The sequence below is a fragment of the Actinomadura sp. NEAU-AAG7 genome (assembly GCF_018603865.1).
In the GTDB taxonomy this organism is placed as follows: Bacteria; Actinomycetota; Actinomycetes; order Streptosporangiales; family Streptosporangiaceae; genus Spirillospora; species Spirillospora litoris.
Genome location: NZ_JAHFZY010000002.1, coordinates 668655 through 694656, shown reverse-complemented (window position 1 = coordinate 694656; position 26002 = coordinate 668655). Strand labels below are relative to the sequence as shown.

The window sequence follows — 26002 nt, the reverse complement described above, 5'->3', positions numbered from 1 at the left end:
CGAGGGTTCGGGAGGCATGGGGCCGAACCTAGACACAGCCCAGCGGGACCGGTCCCGGACCGAATATGAAAGGCCCTGTCCCTAATCCCGGAGGACCCGCGCGGCGACCGTGCTCGCCGTGTGGACGAACCCGGCCAGGGCCTGCGAGCGGCGGTGCCGGGGCCACGCCAGGACCATCGGGGTGTGCGGGGCGTCCTCGACCGGGACGTGGGCCAGGTCGGCCCGGATCTGCCCGCGCACGGAGGAGGGGACCACGGCGACGAGCCGTCCGAGGGCGATGAGCTGCATCAACTCGCCGACGTCCCGCGCCGCCGGGCGCTCGTCCCGGTCCGCCTGCCAGCGGGGCAGCGTCTCGTCCTTGAGGTCGGCCAGGGTGAGGCTCGTCCGGCCGGCGAGCCGGTGCCGCCGGGGCAGGACCGCGATCTGGGATTCGACGAGGAGCTCGGCGGTGTCGAGACCGTGCAGGTCGGCGAGCGAACCGTGCAGCAGGCCGACGTCCGCGCGGCCGTCGCGCAGGACGGCGGTGCGCTCGTGCATCCCGCACATGACGACGTCGACCGGGACCGCGTCCGCCCGCGCCTCGTACGCGGCGAGGATCTCGGGTAGGAGGCCGCCGTCGCTACCGGGCTTCAGCGCGAGGGCCAGGCGGGGGACGCGCCGTCCGGCCCGCCGGGTGCGGCGCTCCGCCGCCGTTACCGCCTCCAGCGCCTTCCTGCCCTCGGAGAGCAGGACCTCACCCGGCTCCGTGAGCGCGACCCTCCGGCTGCTGCGCTCGAACAGGACCACGCCGAGCCGTCGTTCGAGCCGCCCGATCGCCCTGGACAGCGGCGGCTGCGCGATCCCGAGGCGATCCGCCGCCCGGCCGAAATGCAGTTCCTCGGCCACGGCGACGAAATAGACGAGTTCCCGCGTTTCCAAGCGATCCACATTCCGAGGGTATACGGCTCGGCGGTATCCATACCGGCGAGGTATCGGCCGATGTCGCGAACGTCATTGCCGACCCCTGCCCGCTGCGCTCGAATATGCGCGAGACCGGGTGATCGGAAGGTGTCGTCAATGATCGTTCTTGTGACCGGCGCGAACAAGGGGATCGGCCGTGCGGTCGCCGAGGAGTTCGCGGCCCGGGGCCACACCGTGCTGGTCGGCTCGCGGGATCCCGAGCGGGGGAGCCGGACCGTCGACGAACTGCGGATGCCGGGCCGTGACGTGCGCCTGGTCGTCCTCGACGTCACCGACGGGGAGTCCGTGCGCGAGGCCGCCCGCTCCATCGGGACCGACGTCGGCGGGCTCGACGTCCTGGTGAACAACGCCGGGATGACCGGCGACCTCACGCGCCAGGCCCCGGCCGAGGCCGACCTGGACGTCGTCCGCCAGGTGTTCGAGACCAATGTCTTCGGCGTCATCGCGGTCACCAACGCCATGCTCCCGCTGCTGCGGCGCTCGCCCACTCCGAGGATCGTCAATGTGTCGAGCAGCGTGGGCTCACTGAGCAGAATGTCGGATCCCGCTCACTACCTGGCCGGGATGCCGGGCTACGCGGCCTATCCGACCTCGAAGACGGCGCTCAACTCATTGACGGTGCAGTACGCCAAAGACCTGCGTCACGAAGGCATTCTGGTCAACGCCGCCGACCCCGGCGCCTGCGACACCGACCTGACCCGCCCCCTCGGGCGCCCCGTTCTCCGCACCGCGGCGGACGGGGCCGCCATCGTGGTCGAGCTGGCGTCGCTCGGCCCGGACGGTCCGACCGGCGGACTGTTCAACGACGACGGCCCGGTTCCCTGGTGACGGCTCATTCCTCCCGGCGCGTGGCGCCCTGCGCGAGCAGCTCGCGGACGGCCTTCTCCGGATAGCGCCGGTGCCCGCCGAGCGTCCAGACGTAGGGGATCTTCTCCAGTTTCGCCCACCGCGTGACGGTTTTGGCGTCCACGCGGAACATTGTGGCGACCTCCGCCGGGGTAAGGAGAACTTCGTATTCGGGTGCCTGTCGTGGCATTGGGGGATCTCCTGTGCTGTCTTGGGGGGTGACCTCCGGGCACACCGGCGGGGCCCCGTTACGCGAACTCCCCAGCCGCCTGTAACGGACGCGGTGTGCCCGGAGGAACTCATGGGAGGTCGGGCCGCCGGACCGACGAGATGCGCAGAACGGCCCAGACCGTCTTCCCGCTGTGCTCCGTCCGCACGCCGTGATCCTTGGAAAGGGCCTCCACGATGCCCATGCCCCACCCATGCGGATCGGGCGCGTCATCGGGCACCGGCTCGGTGGGCATGGCCAGATCGGGCACGCCCTTCCTGGGCCTTTTCCTGGAAAGGTCGCGGACCTCGATGTGGAAGCCGTCCTTGGAGACGAACATCCGCAACATGATCGGTTTCCCCGTGGCCCGGATCGCGTTGGTGACCAGTTCGACGGCGACGAGCACGGCGTCCTCGGTGGTCTCGGCGCCGATGTTGTAATTGACCGCCGCCGCCCTCACCAGGCGCCGGACGTCCGGGACCACACTCGGCGTAGCGGCCAGTTTGTGCCGCACCGCCACCGCTGTCTGGGCTCGCAATGCCTTCGGGATCGCGGTCATGTCCGGCCCTCGGGCGGGCGGTACGCCGGTAGGGGATCGGTGTGACTGATTCGCGGGCTTTTGGGAGACCTGTCAACGCTCATGGGACCGGATCGCTTTCGCTTTGTCCTTCTGTTTGAACCCCAGATTGGCCCCGCGGTCGTATTCTGGGCTAGACGTGCCCCCGGTACCTCGCGAAATACCAGCCATGGAGGATGGCATATGCCCCCTTCTGCCCCCATAGATCCGTGCCAGAGCATGAGGGCCCAGCTCGCCTACACGCTTCGCCTGATGAGAGAGGCGAAGGGGCTGAGCCAGGACGCCCTGGCCAAGGAGCTGTACTCGACCCGCGAGTCGGTCGCGGCCTACGAGTCCCAGCGCAACCGTCCCAACAAGGATTTCTGCAAGAAGCTCGACGACTACTTCGGAACCGGCGAGCTGTTCCAGGGGCTCTGGCACCACGCCCAGCGCGAACATCTCCACGAGTGGTTCGAGGCGTATGTCGCGCATGAGAACGAGTCGTCGGAGATCCGTAGTTTCCAGCCGCTCTACATCCCTGGCCTGCTCCAGACCGAGGGCTACATGAGGGCGACGGCTCCCAAGGGCCAGTTGGACGAGGATCTGATCCTCAAGCGGTTGGCGCGACGAGACATTCTCACCCGCGCCGAGAACCAGCCGCACCTCTTCGTAGTACTGGACGAGGCAGCCATCCTCCGCCGCAGCCGCGACGGGAAAGTGATGTACGAGCAGCTTCAGTATCTGCTCGACGCAGGCGAACTGCCTCAGATACATGTACAGGCGGTGCGGATCACCGAGGGCTGGCACCCTGGGCTCGATGGAGCGCTGGTCGTCCTCACCAAGCCCGACCGAATCCGGGTGGGGTATGTCGAAGCCCAGTTCGGTGGGAGACTTGTCCAGGATCCAGCCGAGGTCACTCGGCTGGGCCTTCTGTTCGATGAGATCAGGGGCCACGCGCTGTCGGAAGAGGACACTCGGGCCCTGATCCAGAAGACGATGGAGGCGATGCAGCATGATCCAGTGGCGTAAGAGCAGCCACAGTCAGGGCGGTGGCCAGGGTGAGTGTGTCGAGGTCTCGACCAACGCCGTGGACACCCTGATCCGGGACTCCAAGAACCCCGATGGCCCCCGTCTATCCCTCAGCCGCACCGGCCTGACCGTGCTCCTCGGTCAGATCAAGGCCGGTGACCTGGACCTGAGCTAGCTCCTTCGGCTCCGATCGTTCAACGATGGAGAGGATGCCGGATGATCCAGTGGCGTAAGAGCAGCCACAGTCAGGGCGAAGGCCAAGGCGACTGTGTCGAGGTCTCGACCAACGCCGTGGACACCCTGATCCGGGACTCCAAAAACCCCGATGGCCCCCGTCTATCCCTCAGCCGCACCGGCCTGACCGTGCTCCTCGGCCAGATCAAGGCCGGTGACCTGGACCTCTAGTCCGCACAGAGAAGCCCCCCGACGCGCGTCGGGGGGCTTCTCGCTGCGGTCGGTTCGCCGCACACGCCATCGGCGCGAGGTTCACCAACTGACCTTGGCCGCCACCGGGCGGTGGTCGCTGCCGGTCGCCGGCAGCACCCATGAGCTTCTCGGCCGCATCCCGCGAACCAGGATCTGGTCGATCCGCACCATCGGGAAGGACGCGGGCCAGGTGAAGCCGAAGCCGTCCCCGGCCACGTTCTGCGCCGAGCGCATCCGCGAGGTGATGTCGTTGAACGCGCGGTCGGCCACGGAGCCGTTCATGTCGCCGAGCAGCACCACCCGCTTGTTGCGCTCGGCGGTGACGGCCTCCGCGAGCGCCTGCACGCCCCTGTCCCGCTGGGCCGTTCCGAAGCCCGCCCTCGGATTCACCCGCACGGACGCCAGGTGGGCGACGTACACCACCAGCGGTCCATGATCCGTTTTCACGGTGGCGCGCAGCGTCCGGTTCTCATCCAGCCTGGGCTCGGCCTGCTTGGTCTTCGCCAGCGGCCCGTAGTCCATCCTGATGTCCACCGGCCGGACGTCCGACACCGGCAGCTTGCTCCACAGCCCGGCCGTCCCCTGCACCGCGTGGTAGGGGTACGCCTTCGCGAGCCCCTTCTCGTAGATGCCCTTGGCCTCCTGGCTCAGCTCCTGCAACGCCAGCACGTCCGCCCCCGACGCGGCCAACTCGCGGGCGGTGCCCGCCGGGTCGCGGTTGGCGGCGCCGACGTTGTGGCTGGCCAGCATGAGGTCTCCGCCCGAGTGGGACTTGCCGCCGAGCGTCCCGCCGAAGAGGCTCAGCCACACCAGGACCGGCACCAGCAGCGCCACCGTCGCGGACGCGGACCGGCGCGCCAGCGCCCCGACCAGCAGCACCGGAACGCCCAGGCCGAACCACGGCAGGAACGTGTCCACCAGGCTGCCGAGGTTCCCGACCTGGTTGGGGACGAACGAGTGCAGCATCATGAATAGGCCCAGCGCCAGCGCCAGGGCCGCGAGCACGAGCCCGCGCCGCCACGGCCCCGGCCACGAGCCGATCACCCGGCGCACGCCCGTGCGCGAGGTGTCGGCGCGGTCGGGGAGCCCCCGACCGGCCACCACCGTGTCCACCCGCGTCATCGTCGATCCCGACTCACTGCCCGTCACACCGGTCCCATTTCCCTCACGGCCACGCACCGATCTGGCCCCCTACCGCAATTGAAGCCGGACGGGCGTCGCGGTGGCGTATGCGGTTTTCGATACGCCCGCAATACACCCGATCCGCTACCCTCCCCAGGTGGCGTACCTCTGACCGGCTCCGGTCTCCCCGGCCTTGGCGTCTCCGTGATAGGAGAAGGTCATGCGTCGTTTCTCATCGGTGTTAGCCCTTGCCAGTTCGGCGGCCATTCTGATCAGTGCGCTGACCGCCGCGCCCGCGCACGCCTCGCGGACCGCGCAGTCCCCGCCCGGCACGGAGTGCGTGCAGGTGGTCCCCAACGCTTGGATCGCCCTGGTCTGCATGGTCGTCAGGGACGGCCAGGCGCAGGGGACGCTCATCTTCATCAACCCCGCGAATGTGAGGGGGGCGAAGTACTACGTGACCGAATGCGCGAACGGGAATTGCACCCGGATCGACGGTCCGGGCAGCGGGATCATCGTCCCCGCCGTGCCCGGGAGGACCTACGCGACCTGCGGCGGCGTCCTTCTCAGCGGCCAGCGTTTTGACGCCTGCACGCAGCCGGTGACCGCATAATCCCCTGACCGCCGGCCTTCACTGGGCGGAGCGTCCGGGCCCAAGGCGGGATGCTCCGTTCAGTGACCAGAAGGCCGAAGCGGGCGGTTTTCGATACGCCCGCAATACACCCGATCCGCTACCCTTCCCAGGTGGCGTACCTCTGACCGGCTCCGGCCTCCTGGCTCCGGCGTCCTCCGTGATAGGAGAAGGTCATGCGTCGTTTCTCATCGGTGTTAGCCCTTGTCGGTTCAGCCGTCACCCTGGTCGGTGCGCTCAGCGCCGCGCCCGCGTACGCCTCGTCGATGAGCGGCACGCAGTGCGCGCAGGTGGTCCCCGGCCGCTCCGTCGCCCTGATTTGCATGAGCGTCGCGAACGGCAACGCGCGGGGGACCTTCTACTTCATCAATCCCGCGGATGTGACGGGGTCGAGTTTCTACGTGAACGAGTGCGCGAACCAGAACTGCACCGTCATCCAGGGTTCGGGCGGTGAGATCAACGTCCCGGCGGTGGCCGGGAGGACCTACGCGACCTGCGGCGGCGTCCTCCTGCGAGGCCAGCCGTGGAACGCCTGCACGCAGCCGGTCGCCGCATAGCCCCTCACCGGAGGCCGTCCTCGGCGAGTGCCGCGGTCGACGGCGGTCCGCTCAGGCGGGGGCGGGGAGGCCGAGGGACCTGATGAGGTCGATGATCTCGTCGCGGTAGATGGCGGCGGACTCGTGGGTGAGACCGCGCAGGTGGCCGTAGATCTCCAGGGCCATCAGGCCGTGCATGCGGCCCCACACGCGGAGCGAGAGCGCGACGGCGGCCGGGGGAAGGCCGGGGAACTTCACCTTCACGTTGGCCACCAGGCCGGAATCGAAGTCGTCCCACGAGTAGCGGCGCAGGTCCCGGTGCAGGGGCTCGGCCTGCGGCCAGGCCGCGGCGACGAGGCCGGTCAGGCCGGTGCAGGCGCGCTGCTCTGCCTCGTGCGCGGGCCCCTCGGCGGGCGCCTGGTAGCCCGACACGGGATCGCCGTAGATCAGCCGAAAGCCCTCCGGATTGGCCAGGGCCCACTCGCGGACGGCCTGGGCCCACGCCAGGATGCGTCCGCCGGGGTCGCCCGCGGGCACGGCGTCGCGGGCGGCCTCCGCGGTCTCCACCAGCGAGGTGTACACGTCGCTGATCAGCGTCGTGACCAGGTCGTCGCGGGTGGCGAAGTAGCTGTAGATCGCGCCCGCCGTCATGCCCATCTCGCGTGCGATGGCCCGCAGCGAGATGGCGTCGGGGCCGCCCTCGGCCATCAGCTTGAGCGCGATCGCCTTGATCTCCGAGCTGGCCTGCGCGCGCAGCCGGTCGCGTCGGCTCGTCGTCTGGTCCTTCACCCTTGACACTCTACAGCGTTGCAGTACTGTTCGCCGTGGCTAGTTTGAACGGCGTGTAGTAAATCAACGCTGTATAGGAGATCTTGTGGAACGGACCGCCTCCGGACCGCCGTCCCGTACCGGCCCCCGGCTGGTGCTGCTGGCGTTCACCCAGCTCATCATCGCTCTCGACTACAACATCGTTTACGTGGCGCTGCCCGACATCACCCGCACTCTGGGCTTCACCGCCGCCTCGGCGCAGTGGGTGGTCAGCGCGTACGCCGTCGGCCTCGGCGGGCTGCTGCTGTTCGGCGGACGCGCCGTGGACCGGCTCGGCGCGCGCCGCATGTTCATGCTCGGGCTGGTGCTGTACGGGGCCGCCTCCCTCGTCGGCGGCCTCGCGCCGAACGCCGGTGCGCTGGTCGCCGCGCGCGCCGTCCAGGGAGCGGGCGGCGCGCTGCTCACCCCGGCGACGCTCGCGCTGATCTACCGGGGGTTCGCCGAAGGCCCCGAACGCAACCGGGCGCTGGGCGCGTGGGGCATGGCGGGCAGCGCGGGGCTGGCGGCCGGGTCGCTGCTCGGCGGCGTCCTGACCAACTACTGGGGCTGGGAGTGGGTCTTCTTCGTCAACCTCCCGCTGGCGGTAGGCGCCGCCGTGGCCGCGCCGCGGCTGCTCGCCGCCGATCCGCCCCGCACCTCCGGCCTGGGCGGGTTCGACCTGCCGGGCGCCGTGCTGGCGACGGCCGGTTCGGTCCTGCTGGTGTTCGGCCTGGCGAGCGCGCCGGAGCACGGTTGGACGTCGCTCCGCGCCGCCGGTGCGCTGGCCGCCGGGGTCGCCCTGATGGGCGTGCTGCTCGCCGTCGAGTCGCGCACCCGCGACCCGCTGATCCCGCTCCGGCTCCTGCGCAACCGCAGCCTGGTCACGACGATGGTGGTGATCGCCATGTTCCAGGGCACGCTGGGCGGCGGCTACTACGTGCTCACCTCCTACCTGCAACCCGTCCTCGGCTACAGCGTCCTGGAGGCGGGCCTGTCCTTCCTGCCCCTCACCGTCGTGTGCATGGCCGCGGCCGTGAGGCTCGCCCCGGCGATGCTCGGCCGGTGGGGCGTCCGCACGACGCTCAGCATCGGGATGTTCGGCGCCTCGGCCGGGATCGCCGTCCTGGTCGCCGGGATGCCGTCCGGCGGCGGCTTCTGGACGCTCGTGCCCGGCAGTGTCCTGTGGGGCACCTTCGGCGGCGTCGCCTTCGTCTCGCTGTTCGTCTCGGCCGGTGCCGGGACCGCGCCCCACGAGCAGGGCGTCGCCTCGGGCCTGGCCACCACGGCCAAGGAGGTCGGCGGCGCCATGGGCCTGGCCGTCTTCGTCGCCCTCGCCACCACGGGCCTCCGGGCCGCGCCCGCCGCGTCCGACGTCCTGGACGGCCTGCACACCGCGGGATGGGTCGCCGCCGCCGTCACCGCCGCCGGCGGGTTCATCGCCCTCGCACTGAAAATCCCCGCGGCGGACACCGCGCCGCGAGAAGAATCCGATTCCGCAATTCTGGAGGAAGTCACCCCATGAGCACGGTCAACGACCTGATCCAGCGGTACATCGCCGTCTGGAACGAGCGGGACTCCGCCGCCCGCACCGCCCTGATCGCGGCCGCCCTCACCGAGGACTCGGTCTACAGCGACCCCGACCACGCCGCGCTCCGGGGCCACGCGGAACTGTCCTCCGTGGTCGCCCAGGCCCGGGAGAGGTTCGGCGACCTGGTGTTCACCCTCGGCACCGTGATCAACGTCCACCACGACGTGGCGCTCTTCACCTGGAGGCTGGGCGCGCCGGACGGTGGGAACCCCGTGGCCACCGGCTACGACTTCGTGGAGATCGCCGGTGACCGCATCCGAAGGGTGGTCGGCTTCTTCGAATAGCACCCGGAGTAGGGCCGTCCGTCCCTGGACGGGCGGCCGCTCACCATTGGGACGCGCGGGTGTCCAGGCTCGACACCCTCAGGCTCGCATAGCTCGTCGATCCGTCCTTGTGCCGCTGTTCCAGGGAGATCTCCCCGCCGTCGGACATACTGATCCACCGGTTCTCCTCGCCCGGGACGAACTGCCGCTGGTAGATACCGGACTCCGCGAACACGGCGCCGATCCGGGGGACGTCGAAGTTCCCATTGCATACCTGGAGGCCGCCTTCGGGGAAGGTGATCCATCCCGCGCGGGTGGCCGTTCCCTGGACCCGGTCGGCGTACACCCGCTCGGCGACGACCGAGAAGGACTGGGCCACCCCGCGGGTGCCGGTGTTGCTGAAGACGTCTATCCCGACGGAGGTGAAGGTGAGGGCCCCGGTGTTCCCGATCCCCTGGACCCGGAGGGCGTGGACACCGTTCTCGAAGGTGGGCGTGCGCACCTGGACGGTGGTGGTCAGGAAATGCTTCCGCCCTGTGCCGGGGTCGGTGGCGACGAGGGTGTAGGTGCTGTCGCGTTTCGGGCCGGTGCCGGGTGCGGGCTTCCATTCGAGCGGCCCCGGAATGGTGACGGGCGCGCTCGTGCCGTCCGGCAGGCTGATCGTGTAGGCCCAGTCGGCGGGCCCGTCCCAGCACAGGACGACGGCGTCCCCGTTCTCCACCATGGCCGGGACGGGGCGGAAGTTGCCGGGTGCCGAAGAAGGCTTGGCGGCGGTCTTGACCAGCGGCACCACCGCGACGCCGGTCGTCGGATTGGCGTTCGCCGTCCTGGCGGCGATCTCCTTCACCTTCAGCACCGCCAGCCCGGCGGCCGCGGCGACCGGTACGCCCTCCAGTTTCAGCACGAGATGGTCACCGGCGGCAAAGGCGATCTTCTTGCCGGACGGATCGGTGACCACGAAGGGGCCGGTGGCGGCAGGGGGCTGGACCTTCAGCTTCCGGGCGGCGCCCGTTTTCAGATCGTGGAACGTGGCCGTCGCGGTGACCTTGGAAAGGTCGGGGGTGAGGTCGTCGGCGCCGTCGCCGACGGGCACCGCCACCTCGTTCCTCGACCAGTGCGCCGCGGTCGGCCCGGTGTTGGTGACCATCAGGTACACCGTGCCCGTGCTCCGGGCCTGCCCGGCCGCCGAGGCCGCCAACGGCGCCGGGTCGCTGAGCAGGGCGTAGGTCAGCATGGTCACGGTCACCACTCCTCGGCCGGGAGAACGGAGAATCTTGGAACGTGCCCCCGGCGGCGCCCGTCGAAGATCACCCCCTAGATACAACCGAACCCAGCAAACCGCGCCAAGAGCCTCATAGGGCCCATAAAGGGGCGATCCGGCAATGAAGTCGTCATCTTGACAACCGGCCGAACCGCCAGTGACGGCGGGGGAATGGTCGTTCCCGCCCGTATTGGCGAGCCTGCGGAGGGGAGGGCGTCGGCGGGGCCGCTGCCCTCCCCGGCAACTAGATCGCCGCTTCCACCAGGTGCAGGTAGGAGTTCACGGGCTGCCTGTTGACGATGCGCAGGTCCGCGTTCTTCACCACCGCGGTGATGGTCTCCGCCGTGTGCTTGCGGCCGTCGGAGTTCAGCAGGAACAGAAGGTCGGTGCCGGTGGTGAACTTGATCTCCGGGCTGCCGTCGATCATGTTGGTGATGATGAAGATGCGGCTGTCCTTGTGGCCCGCCTTGGCGGCGTTCCGCAGGGCCCTCACCGACTTCTCGTCCGCCCATTCGAGGATGTTCTTGAACAGGTAGACGTCGGCCTGGACGGGGATCTCCTGAAGGCAGTCGCCGCCGACGATGCGGGCGCGGGAGGCGAACTCGCCGCCCTCGCGCAGCCGCGGGTCGGCGTCGGCGACGACGGGCGGGAGGTCGAACAGGATGCCGTTCAGGTCCCGGTTCTTCGCCAGCAGGGACGTCAGCGTGTAGCCGTGGCCGCCGGCGATGTCGACCAGCGAGCCGACACCGCGCAGGTCGAGCGCGGCGGCGACGGCGTTGTTGGCGAGCCTGCTCAGCTCGGTCTGCGCCTTGTTGAACACCTCCGCCGACTCCGGCCACATGGCGTGCAGGTAGGAGAAGAAGTCCGTGCCGTACTTCTCCTCGAACCCGCCGCGGCCGTTGCGGACGGCCTCCTCAAGGTGCGGCCACAGCTCCCAGGTCCAGGGCTCGGTGACCCACAGGACGTAGTACTTGAGGCTGTTGGGGTCGCCCTCCCTGAGCAGGCGGGACGTGGAGGTGTGCGCGTACCCCCGCGGCGTCTCGTTGAAGACGCCGTGCTGCGTCAGCGCGCGCAGGAGCCTCGCCAGCATCTCGGCGTTGACGTTGAGCGCCTTGGCCAGGTCCGCCGGCGACTTCGGGTCGTCCTCCAGCACCTCGGCGACGCCGATGCGTACGGCGGCCCGGAGCGCCGCGGCGCCCGCGGCGCTGAGCGCGAGCTCCCGCACGCCGATGACCGCGCCGTGATCGGCGATGTCCTTCTCCTGGATCGTCATCGCTCTCTCCATTCGACAATCTTCGTTTTCTGGCCTCCGCAGGTTTCACGGTAGAGGGGCACCCCTCAAGGAGCGCTGGAGAAATCTTTGAATGGGCCGCCGGTGATCATTTGACTTGACCGCTCAAGGCGTCCTCAGCAGCAATTCAAGGCGAGCACCGGACGATGGAGGACAGAAACCAACACGACCACCCAGGAGAACACATGGCAAAGGAACTCGGACGTGTCGCTCTGGTCACCGGCGCCACGAGCGGGATCGGGCTGGCCATCGCCAATCGGCTGGCCCGCGCCGGGCACCGGGTGTTCATCTGCAGCCGGGACGCCGCCGCCGTCAAGGAAACGGTGGAGGAGCTGCGCGCCAATGGCCACGAGGCCGACGGCATCGCGTGCGACGTCACCGACGTCGCACAGATCGAGCAGCTGGTCAAGGCCACCACGGACACCTTCGGGCCCATCTCCGTGCTGGTGAACAACGCCGGCCGCAGCGGCGGCGGCCCGACGGCGAAGGTCCCGGACGAGCTGTGGTTCGACGTGATCAACGTCAATCTCAACAGCGTCTTCCTGACGACCAAGCGCGTCCTGTCGGACGGCGGAATGCTCGAACTAGGGCGCGGCCGGATCATCAACATCGCCTCCACCGGAGGAAAGCAGGGCGTTGTCTTCGGCGCGCCCTATTCGGCGTCCAAGCACGGCGTCGTCGGCTTCACCAAGGCCCTCGGCCTGGAGCTCGCGCGGACGGGCGTCACCGTCAACGCCGTCTGCCCCGGCTATGTCGAGACCCCGATGGCCCAGCGGGTGCGCGAGGTCTACGCCAATATCTGGGACATCTCCGAGGACGCGGTGCTCGACAAGTTCAACACGAAGATCCCCATGGGCCGGTACGGCGACCCGGAGGAGGTCGCCGCGATGGTCGACTATCTGGCCGGCGACGACGCGGCCGTGGTGACGGCGCAGGCGATGAACGTGTGCGGAGGGCTCGGCAACTACTAGGCCCCGCGACCACCAGGCCCCGGCCCCCGGGCCGTGGGCCGCCGGGCGCCGGGCCGCCGACCGTGGTGCCTGGACCTCGCCGGTGGGAGCGACACCCTCCGGTGAGGACCAGGCCCGCTGGTCACGATTCGCTCGTCGGATCCGCGGCCCCGCCGAACCAGGCCGCCGGGAGCGCGGCCGCCGTTCAGGAAGCAGGCCCGCCTGTCAGAACTCGCCGGTCGGGAGCGACTCGCCCGCCCACTAACAGGGCCGGCCGGGCGACGGCGACACGCTTATGGAAAAGCGTTCGGGTGGTCATTCCCTCTGGTGGTTCATGACATTTCGAACTGCATTCCGAACCTGCCGGCGGCGGTCTCGTGCGTCCGCCTTCGATCCACGCGCCAGTCCCCGTCCAAGGACGGTTGGGGCGCCGGATCATCCGGCGCTCAGTTCGTCGAGAGCCGGTGCCCCGTCCAGGGCGGGAGCGCCGTCGAGCAGGGCGTGGTGCAGCCTTTGCAGACGGGGTGACGGCTCCAGACCGAGTTCGTCCCTCATCCACTTGCGCAGGCTTCGGTAACGCTCCAGTGCCTTGCTCCGCCGGCCCGCCCGGTAGAGCGCCAGCATGTACAGGGCGTGCAGGTTCTCGTTGTCGTCGTAGCGTGCGGTCAGCGAGGCGAGCTCGCTGAGCGACTGGCGGTGCCGGCCGCGCCGCAGCTCGGTCTCAAGGCGACACTCCACGACCGTCAGGCGCGACTGTTCGAGCCTGGCGACCTCGGGCTCAAGAACGCGCCCGAGTTCGACGTCGGCGAGGGCCCTTCCGCGCCACAACGCCAACGCCTTGTCGAAGATGTGGACCGCGCTTTCGTGGTCCCGTGCCTCGAAGGCCGCCATCCCGGCCTGTTCCAGCGACTTGTACTCGTACAGGTCGACATCGGCGTCCCGCAGCAGGAGCATGTATCCGCCGTTCCGGGTCAGCAGCACACTGCTGGCGACCTCGGCGGCGGGAATCTGAAGTGCCTTCGCGAGGTGTTTGCGTACCTGGACCACATAGGTCTGCAATGTGGTCTGCACGCTCTTGGGTGGTTGCGTGTCCCAGATCTCGCTGATCAACGAGTTCGTCGACACGACGTCACCCTCGTTCAGCAGCAGGAGCGAAAGCAGTTGGCGCGGCTTGCGCGCCGACGGTGTGGCATCGCGATTGTTATGCGATACCGTAAGTGGTCCCAGAATTCGAACGTCCATCCGTGGCTCCAGATCTCGTGCGCGAATCGAACCCTTCCGGCAGGAGGCGCGTATCGAAGGCGCGGCCCTCCTCGACCCATGGAACGAAGAACGGGGGTGCCACCACATTGCGAAAGACTCATTCCCGGCCACGACCATCACACCGTGTTCGTGGTGATATACGCCGCGCAATTGAGTACAGGCAGGGGTGCCCTCAACCCGCGGCCGGTGGCCAGGTACGGCCATTTCTGCCAAACGATGTCAGTGTGGCACGTTGAGCGCGCCGGCGATGGCCGTCAACAACGTCGTCTCCTCACTGAACTCCCCCCTAAGTGCGTCCTGGCCTCGGCAAACTAATGCCGATAATTCATGTTACATGAGCATCCCTGCGAACTGTGGTATCGCTGGGAGGGATGTTGACGTTGCAACTGAACGTGTTCCCAGCGTCATGAACGGCTTTGAGTGCCGCCAGCCTCTCGAAGGCGGCGGGCTCGTAGCATTCCCGGGCCAGCTCGGCCGCGCCCTGGTCGCCCTGGACGAACCCCGGCGCGCGGCCGACCGTCCACGGCTTCACCGCGCCGATCACGCGGTCGGCCGTCTCGTGCGCCGCGTCGCGTCCGGGCCCCTGCGGCAGGGTGACCAGGCGCAGCACGTGTGAGGCGTCCCGGTGGCCCACCGCGTTCGCGACCTCCGGCGGCCGGGGCAGCACGCCGCCGAGGTGGTTGACCTGCACGACCCCGAAGACCCCGGAGCCGGGGCCGACCAGGTCGAGAATGGCGTCCGGCGCCGCGGCGTCGAATTCGCTCAGCATCGCGTTGGTGCAGAGGAAGTTCCGCGGCTGCTTCGGCTCGTTGTGAATGGTCCCCGAGGCCGTGAAGGGCATTTCCCCGAGGGTGTCCACGATGCGCGGGCCGAGCGCGCGCAGCGGTTCGACCAGCCGCTCCCCGTTCTGGACGGTTCCGACATAGGCGATCCGGACGTGCGCGAGATGCCGTCCGCGCAGCGGCGCGGGCACGGCCGGGACGTCCGGCATCGGAATGAGGCCGATGCTCGACCCCATCGAGTCCGGCACCGTCGCGGTCCATTCCCGGTAGGTCCTGAACACCGCCGGGAGCAGATCCGTGTCGAAGTACAGGCCGCCGCCGAACAAACGGTCGACCGGGAACAGGTCGAACTCGATTCCGGTGACGACGCCGAAGTTCCCCCCACCGCCCCGCAGCGCCCAGAACAGGTCGTCGCCGGGCGCCACCGTCGTGCACTCGCCGTCGGCGGTGACCACCTCGATCCGCCGGACGTGGTCGGCCGCGTAGCCGAAGGTGCGGCTGAGCAGGCCGAGCCCGCCGCTGAGGATGTAGCCGACCACGCCGACGTCGGGGGAGGACCCGCTGAGCGGCGCCAGCCCGTGCTCGCCCGCGGCGTCGATCACCTTCTCCCAGCGGGTCCCCGCCCCCGCCCACGCGGTCCGGGCCGCCGGGTCGACCCGGACACCGGACATCCGCGAGGTGTCGATCAGCACGCCGCCCTCGGTCGGGACGTTCAGCCCGTGCCCGGTCGCCTGGACCGCGACGGCCAGGCCGTGCTCGACCGCGTGCCGGACGGCGCGCACGACGTCGGCGACGCCCTCGGCCCGCACGATCACCGAGGGGCGGTGCAGGTAGGTGCGCTGGACGCCGCTGCGGGCCTCGTCGTAGCCGGTGTCCCCCGGACCCAGCGCGACGCCGTCCAGCCCGTTCATCAGTTTCATCAGCCCCCGCAGCGTCATCAGGCGCTCCCGGCCTTCGATTTCGCGAGCAGGTCGTCGCGCGTGACGGTGCGGTACCGGACGAGCAGTCTCCCGTCCAGGTCGAGCAGTTCGTCGCGCATCACCGTGCTCGTGGTGAGGGTCGTGACGCCGTCGATGGTGTCGAACACCGGGACGTAACACGTCGTCCACAGACTTCCGCCCGGAGCGGGCTCGACGATGACGTTGAAAACGAAATGGCGCCGAATGGCGCCCTGCTCGTCGAGCCGGGCCACGGCCCCGCTGCCGAGCGCGGTCAGCCCTTCCCGGCCCTCGACCGGATCGGGCAGGCCGTTGGAGACGAAGACGCCGTCCTCGGTGAAGGTGTCGACCCACGCGGCGATGTCGCCGTCGTCCAGGGCCTGCATCTGCACCGCGTAGAACTGGTCGATCCGGGAGTAGATCTCGGCGGAAACGGTCGTGTTGGCGGTTTGGACTCTCTGGCTCATGGCTCCTTCTCTCAACCTAGGGGCACGTTCTGCGGCGCGGCGTTGCGGCCGAGGTCGTCCCGCTCGATCTCGCGGGACATCACCCGCCAGGTGGTGCCGTGCCGGCGCAGGACGTCGGAGATCATCGCCGCCGACTGGAGGCAGGAGCCCCGCTCGGCGTCGATGACCAGGAACAGGCCGTAGAACCGCGACACCACGAGGTCGTCGCGTTTGGTGAAGGTGAAGGACTGCACGCAGTGGCGGCGCTGGATCCCCTTCTCGTGGAAGGACGCGTCGAGCTTCCAGACCTGGGGGACGAAGTCGCTCTTCTTCACCGGCGTGCTGCCGTCGCCGATCACCTTGGTGGTGATCGTCGCGTCGTCGTCGAAGACGTCCAGCCAGACCTGGGTGTCGCCGCGGTCGCGGGCGTCCAGCTGGTCGAGGTAGAACCTCCTCAGTTCGTAGTAGGTGTCCAGGGAGACGGTGCCTCCCCGGTGGGAGCCGACCGGTGTCATTGTTCGCTCCTCCTCGAATTTCCCGTTCCAATCACCGCGCCGCTCACGCCAGGCACGTCGGCAGGCCGCCGTTGTACTCGATCACCTCGTTGAAGACGGCGTTGACGTCCACCTCGGCGCCGAGCGGAAGGTCCGGCCGCCGCACCTCCAGAAAGGCGCGGTGCAGGTTCGCGGCGAGCCGTTCGGAGTCGAGCCATTCGGCGAATTCGCCGGGCCCGTGCTCGCGGGCGGCCTGGAGCGGGGTGATCCCCGCCGCCACGCCCTCCTCCGCGATGGCGAGGATCCGCCGCATGTAGCGCTCGGTCTGGTCGAAGACCTCGGGGCCGCTGACCCGGCCGTGCCCGCCGACCACCGTCTCGGCCCCGAAGCCGCGGAGCCGGTCGAGCGTGAGGAGGGTGCCGCGGATCGAGCCCATCATGCAGAACGGGGTGCAGCCCGGCAGCGCCACGTCGCCGACGAACAGCACCCGCGCGTCCGGCACCCAGACGACGGTGTCGTTGGTGCTGTGCGCGGGGCCGAGGTGGTGCAGCTCGACCGTCCGGCTCCCGACCCGCAGCGACATGCTCCGCGCGAACGTGACCGTCGGCTTGGCGAGGGACAGCTCGCCCCACTCGACGTCCGGCCAGATCTTCGTCAGCCCCATCCCGATCGCCTCGACCTCCGCCCCGAGCAGCTCGTGGGCGATGATCGTGGCGGACGGCGCGAACACGCAGTTGCCGAAGACGTGGTCGCCGTGGCTGTGGGTGTTGACGACCGACCGCACCGGCCCGTGCCCGAGCCCCTCGGCCTGCTCCCGCAGCGCCTCGGCCCGCGCGCGGGTCGCGGCCGTGTCGATCAGCAGCAGCCCGTCGGGCCCGGCGATCACCCCGGCGTTGTTGAGGCACCAGGTGCCCGGGGGCTGCAAGAAGGCGTGGACGCCGTCCGCCACCTCGTGCAGCCGCCCGAGCGGGGCGCGGACCGCCGTGCTCATCGCGCCGCGCCGATCGACGCGGAGTACAGCGACGCGTGCTCCATCGTGACCCGGCTGTTGGCCGACAGCGCGGCGCGGACGCGGCTCGCCGCCTCGTGCGCCGTGACGTCCGGCCCGTACACCTCGGCGACCCCGGCGGGGTCGAGCAGGAAGGTGTGCGTGGAGCTGATCGAGGCGCCCGACCGGTCGGAGCGGAACTCCCACCGGCCGCTGTGCCCGAGCAGCACCTTCGGCGGCTGGGTCTGCTTGTAGACGATCGAGCCGTCCGACAGCATCACCCGGATCGAGCGGGTGGTGTGGACGGCGCCGTCGGGCGCGCGGGTCCCCATCGTCATGTCCTGGACGCCGCCCGGCTTCTCGATCAGCTCCAGGTCGTTGACGTGGGGGAGCCGCTCGGGCCAGCGGCCCGCGTCCCAGACGAACTCCCGCGCCGCCTTCGCCGAGCCGGCCAGCTCGATCGTCTCGTCGAAGGTGAGCAGCCAGGGCTCGACGCCGCCGGGCAGCGCCGCGACGGTCCGCAGCGCCTCCAGCTCCTGGGCGCCGTTGTGGTCCAGCTCCCGGGCGATCCGGTCCCGGGCGTCGGCCTGGTCCGGCGGCGGGTTGAAGCGGTGTTCGAGGACCACCCGCGTCCGGTCGCCGTCGAGCGGGGCGCAGGTCCAGCCGCCGCCCATGAGGCCGAACAGCGGATTGTCGTGGTCCTGCCTGAACGACACCCGCCGCGCGGCCGCGTCGAACGCGCGGCGGGAGCGCCAGGTGTTCACCTCGCCGTTCGACACGGTCGCCCAGATCTCGAACCGGTCGCCCTCCGCCGAGCGCTCCAGCACCCGCGTGTGGACGGTGGGACGGAAGATCACGGGCCACAGCGCGACATTCGTGATCAGTTCGTACACCGTCGACGGCGGCGCCTCTATCTCGGTCTCATGGTGCGCGTTGATCTCCGCAGCGGTCATTTCGCACTCGCCCTCATGTGGTCGCGGTCGGATTTTCCGTCAGGTGGTCGCCTCGATCGAGGAGTTCACCCTGCCGAGGATGAGCCGGAAGGTGCGTAGATCGGTCACCTCCTCGTCGGGGATGTCCACCGCGAAACGCTGCTGGATTCGGGCGGCCACCTCCATCAGCGCGAGCGAGTCGTAGCCGAGGTCGTAGAGGTCGGTGTCGATGATCTCCTGCTCCCGGTCCATTCCCTCGACCGCGCCGGCGGCCTCGATGAGAATCGAGCGCAGATCGTCGTAGTTCATCTGGTCAGCCATGTTCTCCCCGTGCTTTCCCTTCGCTTCGGCCCTGGTCGAGCGGGCGCTCAGGCGGCGACGGCGACGACGACGCTGGACGGCGAGGCCAGCCCGACGGTCTCCGACAGGCGCAGCCCGGCCTTCTCGAAGACCTCGACGAATTCGAACTCCGTGCGGTCCCGGCCCTCGCTCAGCGCCATCATCGTGATGTCCATGAACTTCCCGGGGTGCGGAGCGTCGCCCTCGGGAATGAGCGGGTCGATGATCAGCACCCGCGCGCCCGGTGCCATCACCTTGCGGATGTTCGTGAGAATGGTGATCGCGTCGTTGTCGCTGAGCTGGTGCAGGACGTGGGAGATGGTGTAGACGTCGCCGCCCGCCGGCACCTCCCGCAGATAGCTGCCGCCGACCAGTTCGGCCCGGTCGAAGACGCCCGCCTCGGTCAGCACCTTCTCCGCGCCCGGGACGACGTGCGGCTGGTCGAAGACCACACCCCGCATTTCCGGATACTTGCTCAGAATCGCGGACATCAGATGCCCGTGCGCCCCGCCGATGTCGACCAGCTTGCGCACTCCGGTGAGGTCATAGGCCGCGATGGCGGCCTGCTGGGTGTCCCCGGCGGCGTTTCCCATCGCGCCGCTGAAGAGCTTGTTCATCTCCGGGTGCTTGGCGAGATAGGCGAACATCTCCTCGCCGTTCACATAGTCGAAAGCGGGCTTCCCGGTGCGAATGCAGTAGCCGATCTCCGCGTAGGAGTTCCGCATGAAGTCCTTGCCCTGGAGGCGGAAGACGTCGCGCATCGAGCCCGGCGAGTCCGACCGCAGGATGTCCGCCAGCGGGGTGAGGCCGAAGGTGCGGCGCGACACCTCGGTGAAGACGCCCTTGCTGGCCATGGCCCTGAGCACCCGGTACAGGGAGTCCGCGTGGCTCCCGGTGCGCGCGGCCAGCTCGTCCGCCGACAGCGGGCCGTCCGCGAGGTGGTCGGCGACGCCGATCTCCGCGATGGCCGACAGCATGAATCCCATCCGCAGGCCGCTGTGGAAGTCCCACATCGCGCGGCGCAGCGCCTCGGTCTCTTCGCTCGTGGTGCTCACAGTTTTCTCGGACATCTCCGGTCCTTCCTCGAATCGGGTGGCGCCACGAATCAGGCGGGCAGTGCGATGATCACGCTCGACGGGAGAGCGCGGCCGGAGATGACGTCCAGCCGCAGGCCCGCCTTCTCGAAGAGCTCGGCGAACTCGGCCTCGGTGCGGTCCTTGATCGGCCCCATCAGGAGCATGGTGGCGTCCAGGACCTTCGCCAGGTGCGGGACGTCGCCCTCGGGCAGCACGGGGTCGATGACCACGACCTTGCTGGTCGGCGACATCGCCTGGCGGATGTTCTTCAGAAGGGCGAGCCCCTCGGCGTCGCTGATCCGGTGCAGGACCTGCGGCAGCAGATAGGCGTCGGCCTCCGGCGGCACGGACTCCAGGTAGTTCGCGCCGATGATCTCGGCCCGGTCGGCGACGCCCGCGCCACCGAGGATCTTCTCCGCGACCGGCGCCATGAAGGGCAGGTCGACGTAGACGCCGTGCAGTTCCGGGTACCGCTTCAGAACACCCGCGAGCAGGCTCCCGTTCATCTCGCCGATGTCGACGATCGTCCGCACCCCGGTCAGGTCGTAGGTCTCCAGGGCGGCGTTCTGGATGCGCCGGGCGGCGGCGCCGGTGAAGGAGTCGAACAGCGGCTTCTTCTCGGCGTTGCGCGCGAAGTACTGGAACATCGGCGCGCCGTTAACGTGGTCGAACGCCGGCTGCCCGGTGCGCAGCGTGTGCCGGACGGAGGTGAAGGTGTCCCGCATCTCCTGCTGCGCGTGCATCCGGAACGCGTCCCGCAGCGAGTTCGGCTGGTCGGACCGGAGGATCTGCCCGAGCTGGGTCAGGCCGAAGACGCGGTGCGCGACCTCGGTGAACACGCCCCTGGTCGACACGCCCCGCAGGATCCGGTAGAGGGCGTCGGCGTCGCTCTCGGTGCGGCGCGCCAGCTCCTCCACCGAGAGCGGGCCGTCCACCAGTTCGTCGGCGATGCCGAGTTCCGCGATCGCCTGGAGCATGCACGCGAGCGGCATTCCGCTGAGCAGCCAGATCATCTCGCTGAACAGCGAGTCGCTGTGCAGTTCCGCCGCGTTGCTCGTCGCCGGCGCCGTTCCGGCGCCGTTGGCGGCCGCACGCGTTGCCTGTTCGGTCATGATGACTCTCCGCTTCTGTCGTATGGGTGTTCTCGGTACCGGTCCGCCGGCCCCCCGATCCGCCGACCGGGCGGGCCGCCGGTCCGCTGGTCCGCCGGTCAGGCGGTGATCACTACCGCGGAGTTGAAACCGCCCCGGCCGCGCGCCAGCACCACGGCGACCTCGACCTCGGCCTCCCGCGGCGCGACGACCACGTCCAGGCCGTACCCGTGCGGAACCGCGCGGGTGTGCGGGGTCGGCGGGATCACGCCGTCCCGGATGCTCAGCAGCGCGGTGACCACGTCCAGCGGCCCCCCGCCTGCGAGAAGGCGCCCCACCCCCGCCTTGGGGACGGTGACCGGAACCCCCCTCGGCCCGAAGACCTCGGTGATGGCCCGCGCCTCACTTCGGTCGCGTTCCGGGACGCCGGCGCCGTCGGCGAAGACGACGTCCACCCGGCCGGGCTCGACGCCCGCGTCCGCCAGCGCGAGCCGCAGGGCCCGCCCCAGGTTGGACGGGCGGCCGCTGCCGGGCGGCGGGTCGAACGTCGAGGCGTACCCCGCGACCCGCCCGTACCGCTTGGCGGACGGGGCGACCGCGTCACCGCGCTCGACCACCAGCATCGCGCCGCCCTCGCCCGGGATGTAGCCGTGGGCGTCGGCGTCGAAGGGCAGGTAGGCGTGCGCGGCGTCCTCGGCGATGCTGACCTCGCCGCCGGAGATGTGCGAGAGCCACCCCCACGGGTCGAACGCGGAGTCCATGCCGCCGGTCACCATGAGCTTGGCGCCCCGGCGCAGGTTGCGGCGGGCCTGGCCGATCGCGTCCAGCCCCCCGGCCTGGTCGGCCACCAGCACGCCGCTGGCGGCGCGCAGCCCGTTGCGGATGGAGATCTGGCCGGTGTTCGCCGCGTAGAACCAGGCGAACGACTCGTACACGCTGACCTTCTCCGGCCCCTCCGTCCACAGCTTCTTGAACTCGTGGTGGGTGAACTCCCAGCCCGCCGAGGCGTTGGACGTGACGACCCCCATCTCGAAGTCGTCGTAGTCGCGGCCGGAGAACGCCGCGTCGGCCAGCGCCTGGTCGCTGGCGACGAGCGCGAGCTGCGTCACCCGGTCGGTCTGCGGGATGAGGCGGCTCGGCAGGTGCTCGGTCACGTCGAAGCCGACGATCTGGCCGGCCAGCCGCGCGCTGTAGCGCGAGGCGTCGTAGCGCTGGATCGGCCGGATCCAGGACCGGCCCTCAAGGACGCCCTTCCAGTGCTCCTCGATGCCGGTGCCGTCCCCGACCATCGTCCCGATCCCGGTCACGACGGCGGACGCGGTGCCGCCCGCCTCGCCGACCGCCTCGGCCTCGCTGGGTGCGTTGGCGGGGGCGCTCATGCCGCGAGCTCTGGAGATCGCAACACGACGGCGCTCTGGAAGCCGCCGAAACCGCTGCCCACCGACAGGACCGTGTTCACCGGGACCTCGCGGGCCTCCAGCGGGACGTAGTCCAGGTCGCACTCGGGGTCCGGCTCGTGCAGGTTCGCGGTCGGCGGGATCACGTCATTGTCGATGGCCAGCGCGCACGCGGCCACCTCGATCGAGCCGATCGCGCCCAGCGAGTGACCGATCATCGACTTGATCGAGCTGACCGGCGTCCGGTAGGCGTGCGCACCGAGCGCGTCCTTGAACGCGGCCGTCTCGTGGCGGTCGTTCTGCCTGGTGCCGGAGCCGTGCGCGTTGACGTAGTCGATGGACTCGGGCGCGCACCGGGCGTCGGCCAGCGCGTGCCTGATCGCCTCGGCCATCTCCCGGCCGTCCGGCCGCAGCCCCGTCATGTGGTAGGCGTTGCAGCGGGTCGCGTGGCTCGCGACCTCGGCGTAGATCCGCGCGCCGCGCGCCATGGCGTGCTCGCGCTCCTCCAGCACCATGACCGCCGCGCCCTCGGCGAGGACGAACCCGTTCCGTGTCGCGTCGAACGGGCGGGAGGCGTGCTCGGCGTCGTCGTTGCGCGGCGTCGTCGCCTTGATCGCGTCGAAGCACGCGACCACGATCGGCGAGACCGGGGTGTCGGTGGCGCCCGCGAACATCACGTCGGCGCTGCCGTCCATGATCTTCTCGTAGGCGCGTCCGACCGCGTCCAGGCCGGCGGTGCACCCGGTCGCGACCATCGCGACCGGCCCCTCCGCACCGGTCCGCCACGCGACCTCGGCGGCCGCCGCGCTCGGCACCATGTAGTCGTACATGTGCGGGGAGAGGTGGCCCTCGTCCATCAGCCACTCGCGCCCGCTGTCGGAGAGCACGAGGTACTCGCGCTCGATGCTGGTCGTCGCCCCGACCGCGCTGCCGAGGCTCACCCCGACGCGGGTGGGGTCGACCGTGCCCATGTCGAGGCCGCTGTCGGCTAGGGACTCGCTGGCGCACGTCACAGCGAACTGTGTGGCGCGATCCATTCTCCGGATCTCGCGCGGCTGCAAGCCCACCGAAGCGGGGTTGAAATCACATTCGCCCGCAATTCGCGAACGAAATGCACTGGGATCGAAAAAGGAAATATCCCTGGTCGCGGTGCGGCCCGAGGTGAGCAGATTCCAAAACTCTTTCTTGCCTACCCCCCCTGGCGCGATCACGTCGATACCAGTGATCACTACTGCCCGGTTCACAAGCACTCCTCTGGAGTCCGCCAGCCACCGCTCTTTCCGATGGCAATACTTCAACAGCGGACTTGAGAGCACCTTGAACGATACTAGACCGAGCAGGTTGGAATTTGATCTTAGATGACGTCGGCGCAGGTCACAGGTCGAGGCGGTCGCAAGCGCCGTCGCCGGCGGGCGAGTCGAACACCGGGCGCGCCTGCGAACTCGGCTGGATCAGTCCCGTTTCGTAGGCGATGACCACGAGTTGGGCGCGGTCGTGCGCGTCGAGTTTGGTGAGCAGTCGGCTGACGTGTGTCTTGACAGTGGCGACGCTGATGTGCAGCCGTCCGGCGATGTCGCCGTTGGAGCGGCCCGAGGCGACATGGACGAGGATCTCCCTCTCGCGCTCGGTCAGCGGGTCGAGCAGGGAGGGCAGCGCGCGGGGGACGGCGGCGGGGCGGTTGACGAAGTCGCGGATGAGACGGCGTGTCACGCTCGGGGCGAGGAGCGCGTCCCCGGCGGCGACGGTGCGGATCCCGGCCAGCAGCAGCTCGGGCGGGGTGTCCTTGAGCAGGAACCCGCTGGCGCCGGCCTTGAGTGCACCGAAGACGTAACTGTCCAGATCGAAAGTGGTCAGGATCAGGCTGCGGATGGACTTGGTCGCCGGGTCGTCAAGGAGCTGCCTGGTGGCCTCGATTCCGTCCATGGTGGGCATTCGGATGTCCATCAGGATGACATCCGGCAAATGGCGGCGCCCGGCGGCGACGGCGTCCGGGCCGGTTCCGGCTTCGGCGACGACCTCCATATCCGTCGCCGCGTTGACGAGGACGCTGAATCCGGCGCGCACGAGAACCTGGTCGTCGGCGATGACCACGCGGATGGTCATGTGCGCCCCCCGCGCGCCGATCCGGAATCTGAATCCGGTTCGATCTCGGAATCTGAATCGGATCCGGTCGGGATTGGCGCCGGGAATGATCTTTGCTCCGGCCTGGAGACCGGGGCCGCGGACGCCCCGTCGGCGGGCGGCGCGGTGCCGTTGGTCAGGTGGCTGGATTCGTCCGTCCGGAGCATCGCCCGGACGCGGAAGCCGTCGCCGTGATGGTCGGCGCGCAGGTAACCGCCGTAAAGGGCCGCGCGTTCCCGCATGCCGATGAGCCCGTGCCCGGCGGGGGCGCGGGGCGCCTCGGCGGGGTCGGGGTCGAGGGTGGGGTGGACGTTGACGGCGGTGTGGGTGTCGGGATGGATGACGGCGTGGATGGTGGATCTCCGGCGGGGTTCGGCGGGGGCGGCGTTGGTGACCTCGATGAGCACGTCGTCGTCGCGGTACTCGATGCGGAGCGTGGCGGGGACCGGGCCCGCGTGGCGGACGACGTTGGTGAGCGCCTCCTGGGCGATGCGGTAGGCGGACAGGTCGACCCCGGGGGGCAGCGGACGCGCCGTCCCGCGGATGTCGAGGCTCAACTCGACGCCCGCGGTGCGGACCTGGTCGGCGAGCGTGGCGATGTCGCCGAGCCCGGGGGTGGGGGCGAGCGTGGGGTCCACGGCGTCCTCGTGCCGCAGCACCTGGACGAGCAGCCGCATCTCGTGCAGCGCCTGGCGGGTGGTGGTCTCGACGATGCCGAGCGTCTCGCGCGCCTGGCCGGGATCGGTGTTCATCACCATCCGCGCGACCCCGGCGCGCACCGCGATGACGCTCATCGAGTGCGCGACGATGTCGTGCAGCTCGCGGGCGATCACCAGCCGCTCGTCGATCGCGGCCTGCCGGAGGCCGGCCTCGTGCTGGCGCTCGCGCTCGGTGCGCTGCTCGTCGATCGCGGCGAGCCGCTTGCGGTGCTCGCGGGCGGCGAGGCCGGCGAACCAGCCGACGCAGATGATCGCGACGTTGGCCATCAGCACGGCCTCCCAGCTCGTCGCGACGCGTCCGATGCCGATCCCGGCGGCGGTGATCAGGCTGGCGGCGCCCGGACGCGCCCACCAGAACACGAACCCGCCCGTCTCGGCGACCGTGTAGGCGGTGACGGCGACGCAGATCGACACCTGCGGCGCGCCGCCCACCGCGGACACCACGAAAGCGCAAAGTGTCGCGACGGCGAAGGCCAGGCGCGGGCGCAGCCGGCGGACCGCGACGGTGACCGAGGCGAGGACGATCCCCCCGGCCCGCAGCGCGGACTCGGCGGCGGGCGCGTCGTGCAGGCCGCTGCGGGCGTCGGCCATGAGGAGGCCGACGCACAGCAGGGCGGCGACGGCGATGTCGAGCAGGACCAGAGGGTGCGGGTGCCTGGTGACGAATCGCCGTATCGGTCGCGTGAGCGCGGTGCCGGACACGCCATCAGGCTACCCACGGTGGGGATCCCCAGTCGTCACGTCACGGTCGGGTCGGCCGCGTACATCCAGGGCTGTACGCGGCGGGTAGGTACCGCTGTGGGCGGACGCCGATTCCATCCCCGAGCCTGACGACCGAGGCGTCCGATGACCGCCAGTCTTGGTGGAGCGGAGTCCCGCCCGTTGTACGAGTGGCCGCGTCAGCGCGAAGCGCGGCCACTCGTACCTGGGCGAACCGCTGAA

29 protein-coding genes are annotated in these 26002 nt (G+C 69.8%); 9 read left to right on the top strand and 20 right to left on the bottom strand.

Features of this window, described 5'->3' with window-relative positions; all coding sequences use genetic code 11:
- Positions 1 to 81 precede the first annotated feature (81 nt).
- The gene (locus KLI87_RS12540; RefSeq protein WP_214617068.1) at positions 82 to 927 is read right to left on the bottom strand and encodes a LysR family transcriptional regulator; all 846 of its coding nucleotides are present in this window, start codon (positions 925 to 927) and stop codon (positions 82 to 84) included.
- 129 nt (positions 928 to 1056) lie between these two features.
- Between KLI87_RS12540 and KLI87_RS12535 the strand changes: the two genes are divergently transcribed.
- Positions 1057 to 1788: an SDR family NAD(P)-dependent oxidoreductase gene (locus tag KLI87_RS12535; protein ID WP_214617067.1), complete on the top strand. Its 732-nt coding sequence runs from the start codon at positions 1057 to 1059 to the stop codon at positions 1786 to 1788.
- Positions 1789 to 1792: 4 nt separating this feature from the next.
- Here the strand turns inward: KLI87_RS12535 and KLI87_RS12530 are convergent, their stop codons facing one another.
- Positions 1793 to 1996, bottom strand: a complete 204-nt coding sequence (locus tag KLI87_RS12530; RefSeq protein ID WP_214617066.1) for a BldC family transcriptional regulator — start codon at positions 1994 to 1996, stop codon at positions 1793 to 1795.
- A 109-nt stretch (positions 1997 to 2105) separates the two neighbouring features.
- A complete protein-coding gene (locus KLI87_RS12525; protein ID WP_214617065.1) occupies positions 2106 to 2573 on the bottom strand; it encodes an ATP-binding protein in 468 nt (155 codons plus the stop codon).
- 81 nt (positions 2574 to 2654) lie between these two features.
- Between KLI87_RS12525 and KLI87_RS12520 the strand changes: the two genes are divergently transcribed.
- The 3 genes from KLI87_RS12520 to KLI87_RS12510 are packed head-to-tail and all read left to right on the top strand — an operon-like array spanning position 2655 to position 4004.
- Positions 2655 to 3599 (top strand): helix-turn-helix transcriptional regulator, encoded by a 945-nt coding sequence (locus KLI87_RS12520; protein WP_308165984.1) that lies wholly within the window; start codon positions 2655 to 2657, stop codon positions 3597 to 3599.
- On the top strand, positions 3583 to 3774 hold the full coding sequence (locus tag KLI87_RS12515; protein ID WP_214617063.1) for a DUF397 domain-containing protein: 192 nt from the start codon (positions 3583 to 3585) through the stop codon (positions 3772 to 3774). Before KLI87_RS12520 ends, KLI87_RS12515 begins: the two co-directional genes overlap by 17 nt.
- 41 nt (positions 3775 to 3815) lie before the next feature.
- Entirely contained in the window at positions 3816 to 4004 is a 189-nt protein-coding gene (locus tag KLI87_RS12510; RefSeq protein ID WP_214617062.1) for a DUF397 domain-containing protein, read from the top strand.
- Between the two features lie 81 nt (positions 4005 to 4085).
- Here the strand turns inward: KLI87_RS12510 and KLI87_RS12505 are convergent, their stop codons facing one another.
- Positions 4086 to 5147, bottom strand: coding sequence for an endonuclease/exonuclease/phosphatase family protein (locus KLI87_RS12505; RefSeq protein ID WP_214617061.1), 1062 nt, complete (start codon positions 5145 to 5147; stop codon positions 4086 to 4088).
- Positions 5148 to 5367: 220 nt separating this feature from the next.
- On the opposite strand from KLI87_RS12505, the gene KLI87_RS12500 reads away from it, so the two are divergent.
- On the top strand, positions 5368 to 5760 hold the full coding sequence (locus tag KLI87_RS12500) for a hypothetical protein (protein WP_156217695.1): 393 nt from the start codon (positions 5368 to 5370) through the stop codon (positions 5758 to 5760).
- Between the two features lie 284 nt (positions 5761 to 6044).
- Positions 6045 to 6335, top strand: a complete 291-nt coding sequence (locus KLI87_RS12495) for a hypothetical protein (RefSeq protein WP_156217696.1) — start codon at positions 6045 to 6047, stop codon at positions 6333 to 6335.
- Between the two features lie 51 nt (positions 6336 to 6386).
- Here the strand turns inward: KLI87_RS12495 and KLI87_RS12490 are convergent, their stop codons facing one another.
- Complete coding sequence (locus KLI87_RS12490) at positions 6387 to 7103, bottom strand: TetR/AcrR family transcriptional regulator (protein ID WP_308165983.1); 717 nt, start codon at positions 7101 to 7103, stop codon at positions 6387 to 6389.
- A gap of 85 nt (positions 7104 to 7188) precedes the next feature.
- Here KLI87_RS12490 and KLI87_RS12485 point away from each other — a divergent pair, with 85 nt between their 5' ends.
- Together KLI87_RS12485 and KLI87_RS12480 are read left to right on the top strand one after the other, a co-directional pair.
- Positions 7189 to 8643: an MFS transporter gene (locus KLI87_RS12485; RefSeq protein ID WP_214617060.1), complete on the top strand. Its 1455-nt coding sequence runs from the start codon at positions 7189 to 7191 to the stop codon at positions 8641 to 8643.
- On the top strand, positions 8640 to 8993 hold the full coding sequence (locus KLI87_RS12480) for a nuclear transport factor 2 family protein (RefSeq protein ID WP_173390810.1): 354 nt from the start codon (positions 8640 to 8642) through the stop codon (positions 8991 to 8993). Before KLI87_RS12485 ends, KLI87_RS12480 begins: the two co-directional genes overlap by 4 nt.
- A 40-nt stretch (positions 8994 to 9033) precedes the next feature.
- Here KLI87_RS12480 and KLI87_RS12475 read toward each other — a convergent pair whose 3' ends face one another.
- Together KLI87_RS12475 and KLI87_RS12470 are read right to left on the bottom strand one after the other, a co-directional pair.
- Positions 9034 to 10212, bottom strand: a complete 1179-nt coding sequence (locus KLI87_RS12475; RefSeq protein ID WP_214617059.1) for a hypothetical protein — start codon at positions 10210 to 10212, stop codon at positions 9034 to 9036.
- Between the two features lie 265 nt (positions 10213 to 10477).
- Positions 10478 to 11506, bottom strand: a complete 1029-nt coding sequence (locus KLI87_RS12470) for a methyltransferase (RefSeq protein WP_156217699.1) — start codon at positions 11504 to 11506, stop codon at positions 10478 to 10480.
- 203 nt (positions 11507 to 11709) lie between these two features.
- On the opposite strand from KLI87_RS12470, the gene fabG reads away from it, so the two are divergent.
- Positions 11710 to 12495: a 3-oxoacyl-ACP reductase FabG gene (gene fabG / locus KLI87_RS12465; RefSeq protein ID WP_156217700.1), complete on the top strand. Its 786-nt coding sequence runs from the start codon at positions 11710 to 11712 to the stop codon at positions 12493 to 12495.
- Positions 12496 to 12909: 414 nt separating this feature from the next.
- Here fabG and KLI87_RS12460 read toward each other — a convergent pair whose 3' ends face one another.
- The 13 genes from KLI87_RS12460 to KLI87_RS39995 form a co-directional block, all read right to left on the bottom strand.
- Complete coding sequence (locus KLI87_RS12460) at positions 12910 to 13716, bottom strand: BTAD domain-containing putative transcriptional regulator (protein ID WP_173390811.1); 807 nt, start codon at positions 13714 to 13716, stop codon at positions 12910 to 12912.
- Between the two features lie 346 nt (positions 13717 to 14062).
- On the bottom strand, positions 14063 to 15457 hold the full coding sequence (locus tag KLI87_RS12455; RefSeq protein WP_214617058.1) for an FAD-binding oxidoreductase: 1395 nt from the start codon (positions 15455 to 15457) through the stop codon (positions 14063 to 14065).
- On the bottom strand, positions 15457 to 15924 hold the full coding sequence (locus tag KLI87_RS12450; RefSeq protein ID WP_156217702.1) for a nuclear transport factor 2 family protein: 468 nt from the start codon (positions 15922 to 15924) through the stop codon (positions 15457 to 15459). The genes KLI87_RS12455 and KLI87_RS12450 overlap by 1 nt, the downstream gene beginning before the upstream one ends.
- 11 nt (positions 15925 to 15935) lie before the next feature.
- Positions 15936 to 16418 (bottom strand): hypothetical protein, encoded by a 483-nt coding sequence (locus KLI87_RS12445; RefSeq protein ID WP_214617057.1) that lies wholly within the window; start codon positions 16416 to 16418, stop codon positions 15936 to 15938.
- A gap of 43 nt (positions 16419 to 16461) precedes the next feature.
- Positions 16462 to 17388: an MBL fold metallo-hydrolase gene (locus KLI87_RS12440; protein WP_156217704.1), complete on the bottom strand. Its 927-nt coding sequence runs from the start codon at positions 17386 to 17388 to the stop codon at positions 16462 to 16464.
- On the bottom strand, positions 17385 to 18338 hold the full coding sequence (locus tag KLI87_RS12435) for an aromatase/cyclase (RefSeq protein ID WP_156217705.1): 954 nt from the start codon (positions 18336 to 18338) through the stop codon (positions 17385 to 17387). Before KLI87_RS12435 ends, KLI87_RS12440 begins: the two co-directional genes overlap by 4 nt.
- Positions 18339 to 18377: 39 nt before the next feature.
- Positions 18378 to 18638, bottom strand: coding sequence for an acyl carrier protein (locus tag KLI87_RS12430; protein WP_214617056.1), 261 nt, complete (start codon positions 18636 to 18638; stop codon positions 18378 to 18380).
- A gap of 47 nt (positions 18639 to 18685) precedes the next feature.
- On the bottom strand, positions 18686 to 19726 hold the full coding sequence (locus tag KLI87_RS12425; RefSeq protein ID WP_156217706.1) for a methyltransferase: 1041 nt from the start codon (positions 19724 to 19726) through the stop codon (positions 18686 to 18688).
- Between the two features lie 35 nt (positions 19727 to 19761).
- Positions 19762 to 20844 carry a methyltransferase gene (locus tag KLI87_RS12420; protein ID WP_156217707.1) on the bottom strand — a complete coding sequence of 361 codons (1083 nt, stop codon included), beginning with the start codon at positions 20842 to 20844 and terminating at the stop codon, positions 19762 to 19764.
- 98 nt (positions 20845 to 20942) lie between these two features.
- On the bottom strand, positions 20943 to 22202 hold the full coding sequence (locus tag KLI87_RS12415; protein WP_214617055.1) for a ketosynthase chain-length factor: 1260 nt from the start codon (positions 22200 to 22202) through the stop codon (positions 20943 to 20945).
- Positions 22199 to 23464 carry a beta-ketoacyl-[acyl-carrier-protein] synthase family protein gene (locus KLI87_RS12410; RefSeq protein ID WP_308165982.1) on the bottom strand — a complete coding sequence of 422 codons (1266 nt, stop codon included), beginning with the start codon at positions 23462 to 23464 and terminating at the stop codon, positions 22199 to 22201. Before KLI87_RS12410 ends, KLI87_RS12415 begins: the two co-directional genes overlap by 4 nt.
- A 130-nt stretch (positions 23465 to 23594) precedes the next feature.
- Complete coding sequence (locus KLI87_RS12405; RefSeq protein ID WP_156217709.1) at positions 23595 to 24323, bottom strand: response regulator transcription factor; 729 nt, start codon at positions 24321 to 24323, stop codon at positions 23595 to 23597.
- On the bottom strand, positions 24320 to 25762 hold the full coding sequence (locus KLI87_RS39995) for a histidine kinase (RefSeq protein ID WP_214617054.1): 1443 nt from the start codon (positions 25760 to 25762) through the stop codon (positions 24320 to 24322). The genes KLI87_RS12405 and KLI87_RS39995 overlap by 4 nt, the downstream gene beginning before the upstream one ends.
- Positions 25763 to 26002: the final 240 nt, after the last annotated feature.

What these genes read in the sequence shown, in the direction of transcription:
- KLI87_RS12520 (WP_308165984.1), top strand. Translation starts at nt 2,655, where the DNA reads ATGGGACCGGATCGCTTTCGCTTTGTCCTTCTGTTTGAACCCCAGATT.
- KLI87_RS12445 (WP_214617057.1), bottom strand. Translation starts at nt 16,418, where the DNA reads ATGACACCGGTCGGCTCCCACCGGGGAGGCACCGTCTCCCTGGACACC.
- KLI87_RS12515 (WP_214617063.1), top strand. Translation starts at nt 3,583, where the DNA reads ATGATCCAGTGGCGTAAGAGCAGCCACAGTCAGGGCGGTGGCCAGGGT.
- KLI87_RS12480 (WP_173390810.1), top strand. Translation starts at nt 8,640, where the DNA reads ATGAGCACGGTCAACGACCTGATCCAGCGGTACATCGCCGTCTGGAAC.
- KLI87_RS12440 (WP_156217704.1), bottom strand. Translation starts at nt 17,388, where the DNA reads ATGAGCACGGCGGTCCGCGCCCCGCTCGGGCGGCTGCACGAGGTGGCG.
- KLI87_RS12505 (WP_214617061.1), bottom strand. Translation starts at nt 5,147, where the DNA reads ATGACGCGGGTGGACACGGTGGTGGCCGGTCGGGGGCTCCCCGACCGC.
- KLI87_RS12535 (WP_214617067.1), top strand. Translation starts at nt 1,057, where the DNA reads ATGATCGTTCTTGTGACCGGCGCGAACAAGGGGATCGGCCGTGCGGTC.
- KLI87_RS12500 (WP_156217695.1), top strand. Translation starts at nt 5,368, where the DNA reads ATGCGTCGTTTCTCATCGGTGTTAGCCCTTGCCAGTTCGGCGGCCATT.
- KLI87_RS12415 (WP_214617055.1), bottom strand. Translation starts at nt 22,202, where the DNA reads ATGAGCGCCCCCGCCAACGCACCCAGCGAGGCCGAGGCGGTCGGCGAG.
- KLI87_RS12430 (WP_214617056.1), bottom strand. Translation starts at nt 18,638, where the DNA reads ATGGCTGACCAGATGAACTACGACGATCTGCGCTCGATTCTCATCGAG.
- KLI87_RS12450 (WP_156217702.1), bottom strand. Translation starts at nt 15,924, where the DNA reads ATGAGCCAGAGAGTCCAAACCGCCAACACGACCGTTTCCGCCGAGATC.
- KLI87_RS12435 (WP_156217705.1), bottom strand. Translation starts at nt 18,338, where the DNA reads ATGACCGCTGCGGAGATCAACGCGCACCATGAGACCGAGATAGAGGCG.
- KLI87_RS12460 (WP_173390811.1), bottom strand. Translation starts at nt 13,716, where the DNA reads ATGGACGTTCGAATTCTGGGACCACTTACGGTATCGCATAACAATCGC.
- KLI87_RS12420 (WP_156217707.1), bottom strand. Translation starts at nt 20,844, where the DNA reads ATGACCGAACAGGCAACGCGTGCGGCCGCCAACGGCGCCGGAACGGCG.
- KLI87_RS12525 (WP_214617065.1), bottom strand. Translation starts at nt 2,573, where the DNA reads ATGACCGCGATCCCGAAGGCATTGCGAGCCCAGACAGCGGTGGCGGTG.
- KLI87_RS12510 (WP_214617062.1), top strand. Translation starts at nt 3,816, where the DNA reads ATGATCCAGTGGCGTAAGAGCAGCCACAGTCAGGGCGAAGGCCAAGGC.
- KLI87_RS12405 (WP_156217709.1), bottom strand. Translation starts at nt 24,323, where the DNA reads ATGACCATCCGCGTGGTCATCGCCGACGACCAGGTTCTCGTGCGCGCC.
- KLI87_RS12425 (WP_156217706.1), bottom strand. Translation starts at nt 19,726, where the DNA reads ATGTCCGAGAAAACTGTGAGCACCACGAGCGAAGAGACCGAGGCGCTG.
- KLI87_RS12530 (WP_214617066.1), bottom strand. Translation starts at nt 1,996, where the DNA reads ATGCCACGACAGGCACCCGAATACGAAGTTCTCCTTACCCCGGCGGAG.
- fabG (WP_156217700.1), top strand. Translation starts at nt 11,710, where the DNA reads ATGGCAAAGGAACTCGGACGTGTCGCTCTGGTCACCGGCGCCACGAGC.
- KLI87_RS12455 (WP_214617058.1), bottom strand. Translation starts at nt 15,457, where the DNA reads ATGACGCTGCGGGGGCTGATGAAACTGATGAACGGGCTGGACGGCGTC.
- KLI87_RS12495 (WP_156217696.1), top strand. Translation starts at nt 6,045, where the DNA reads ATGAGCGGCACGCAGTGCGCGCAGGTGGTCCCCGGCCGCTCCGTCGCC.
- KLI87_RS12470 (WP_156217699.1), bottom strand. Translation starts at nt 11,506, where the DNA reads ATGACGATCCAGGAGAAGGACATCGCCGATCACGGCGCGGTCATCGGC.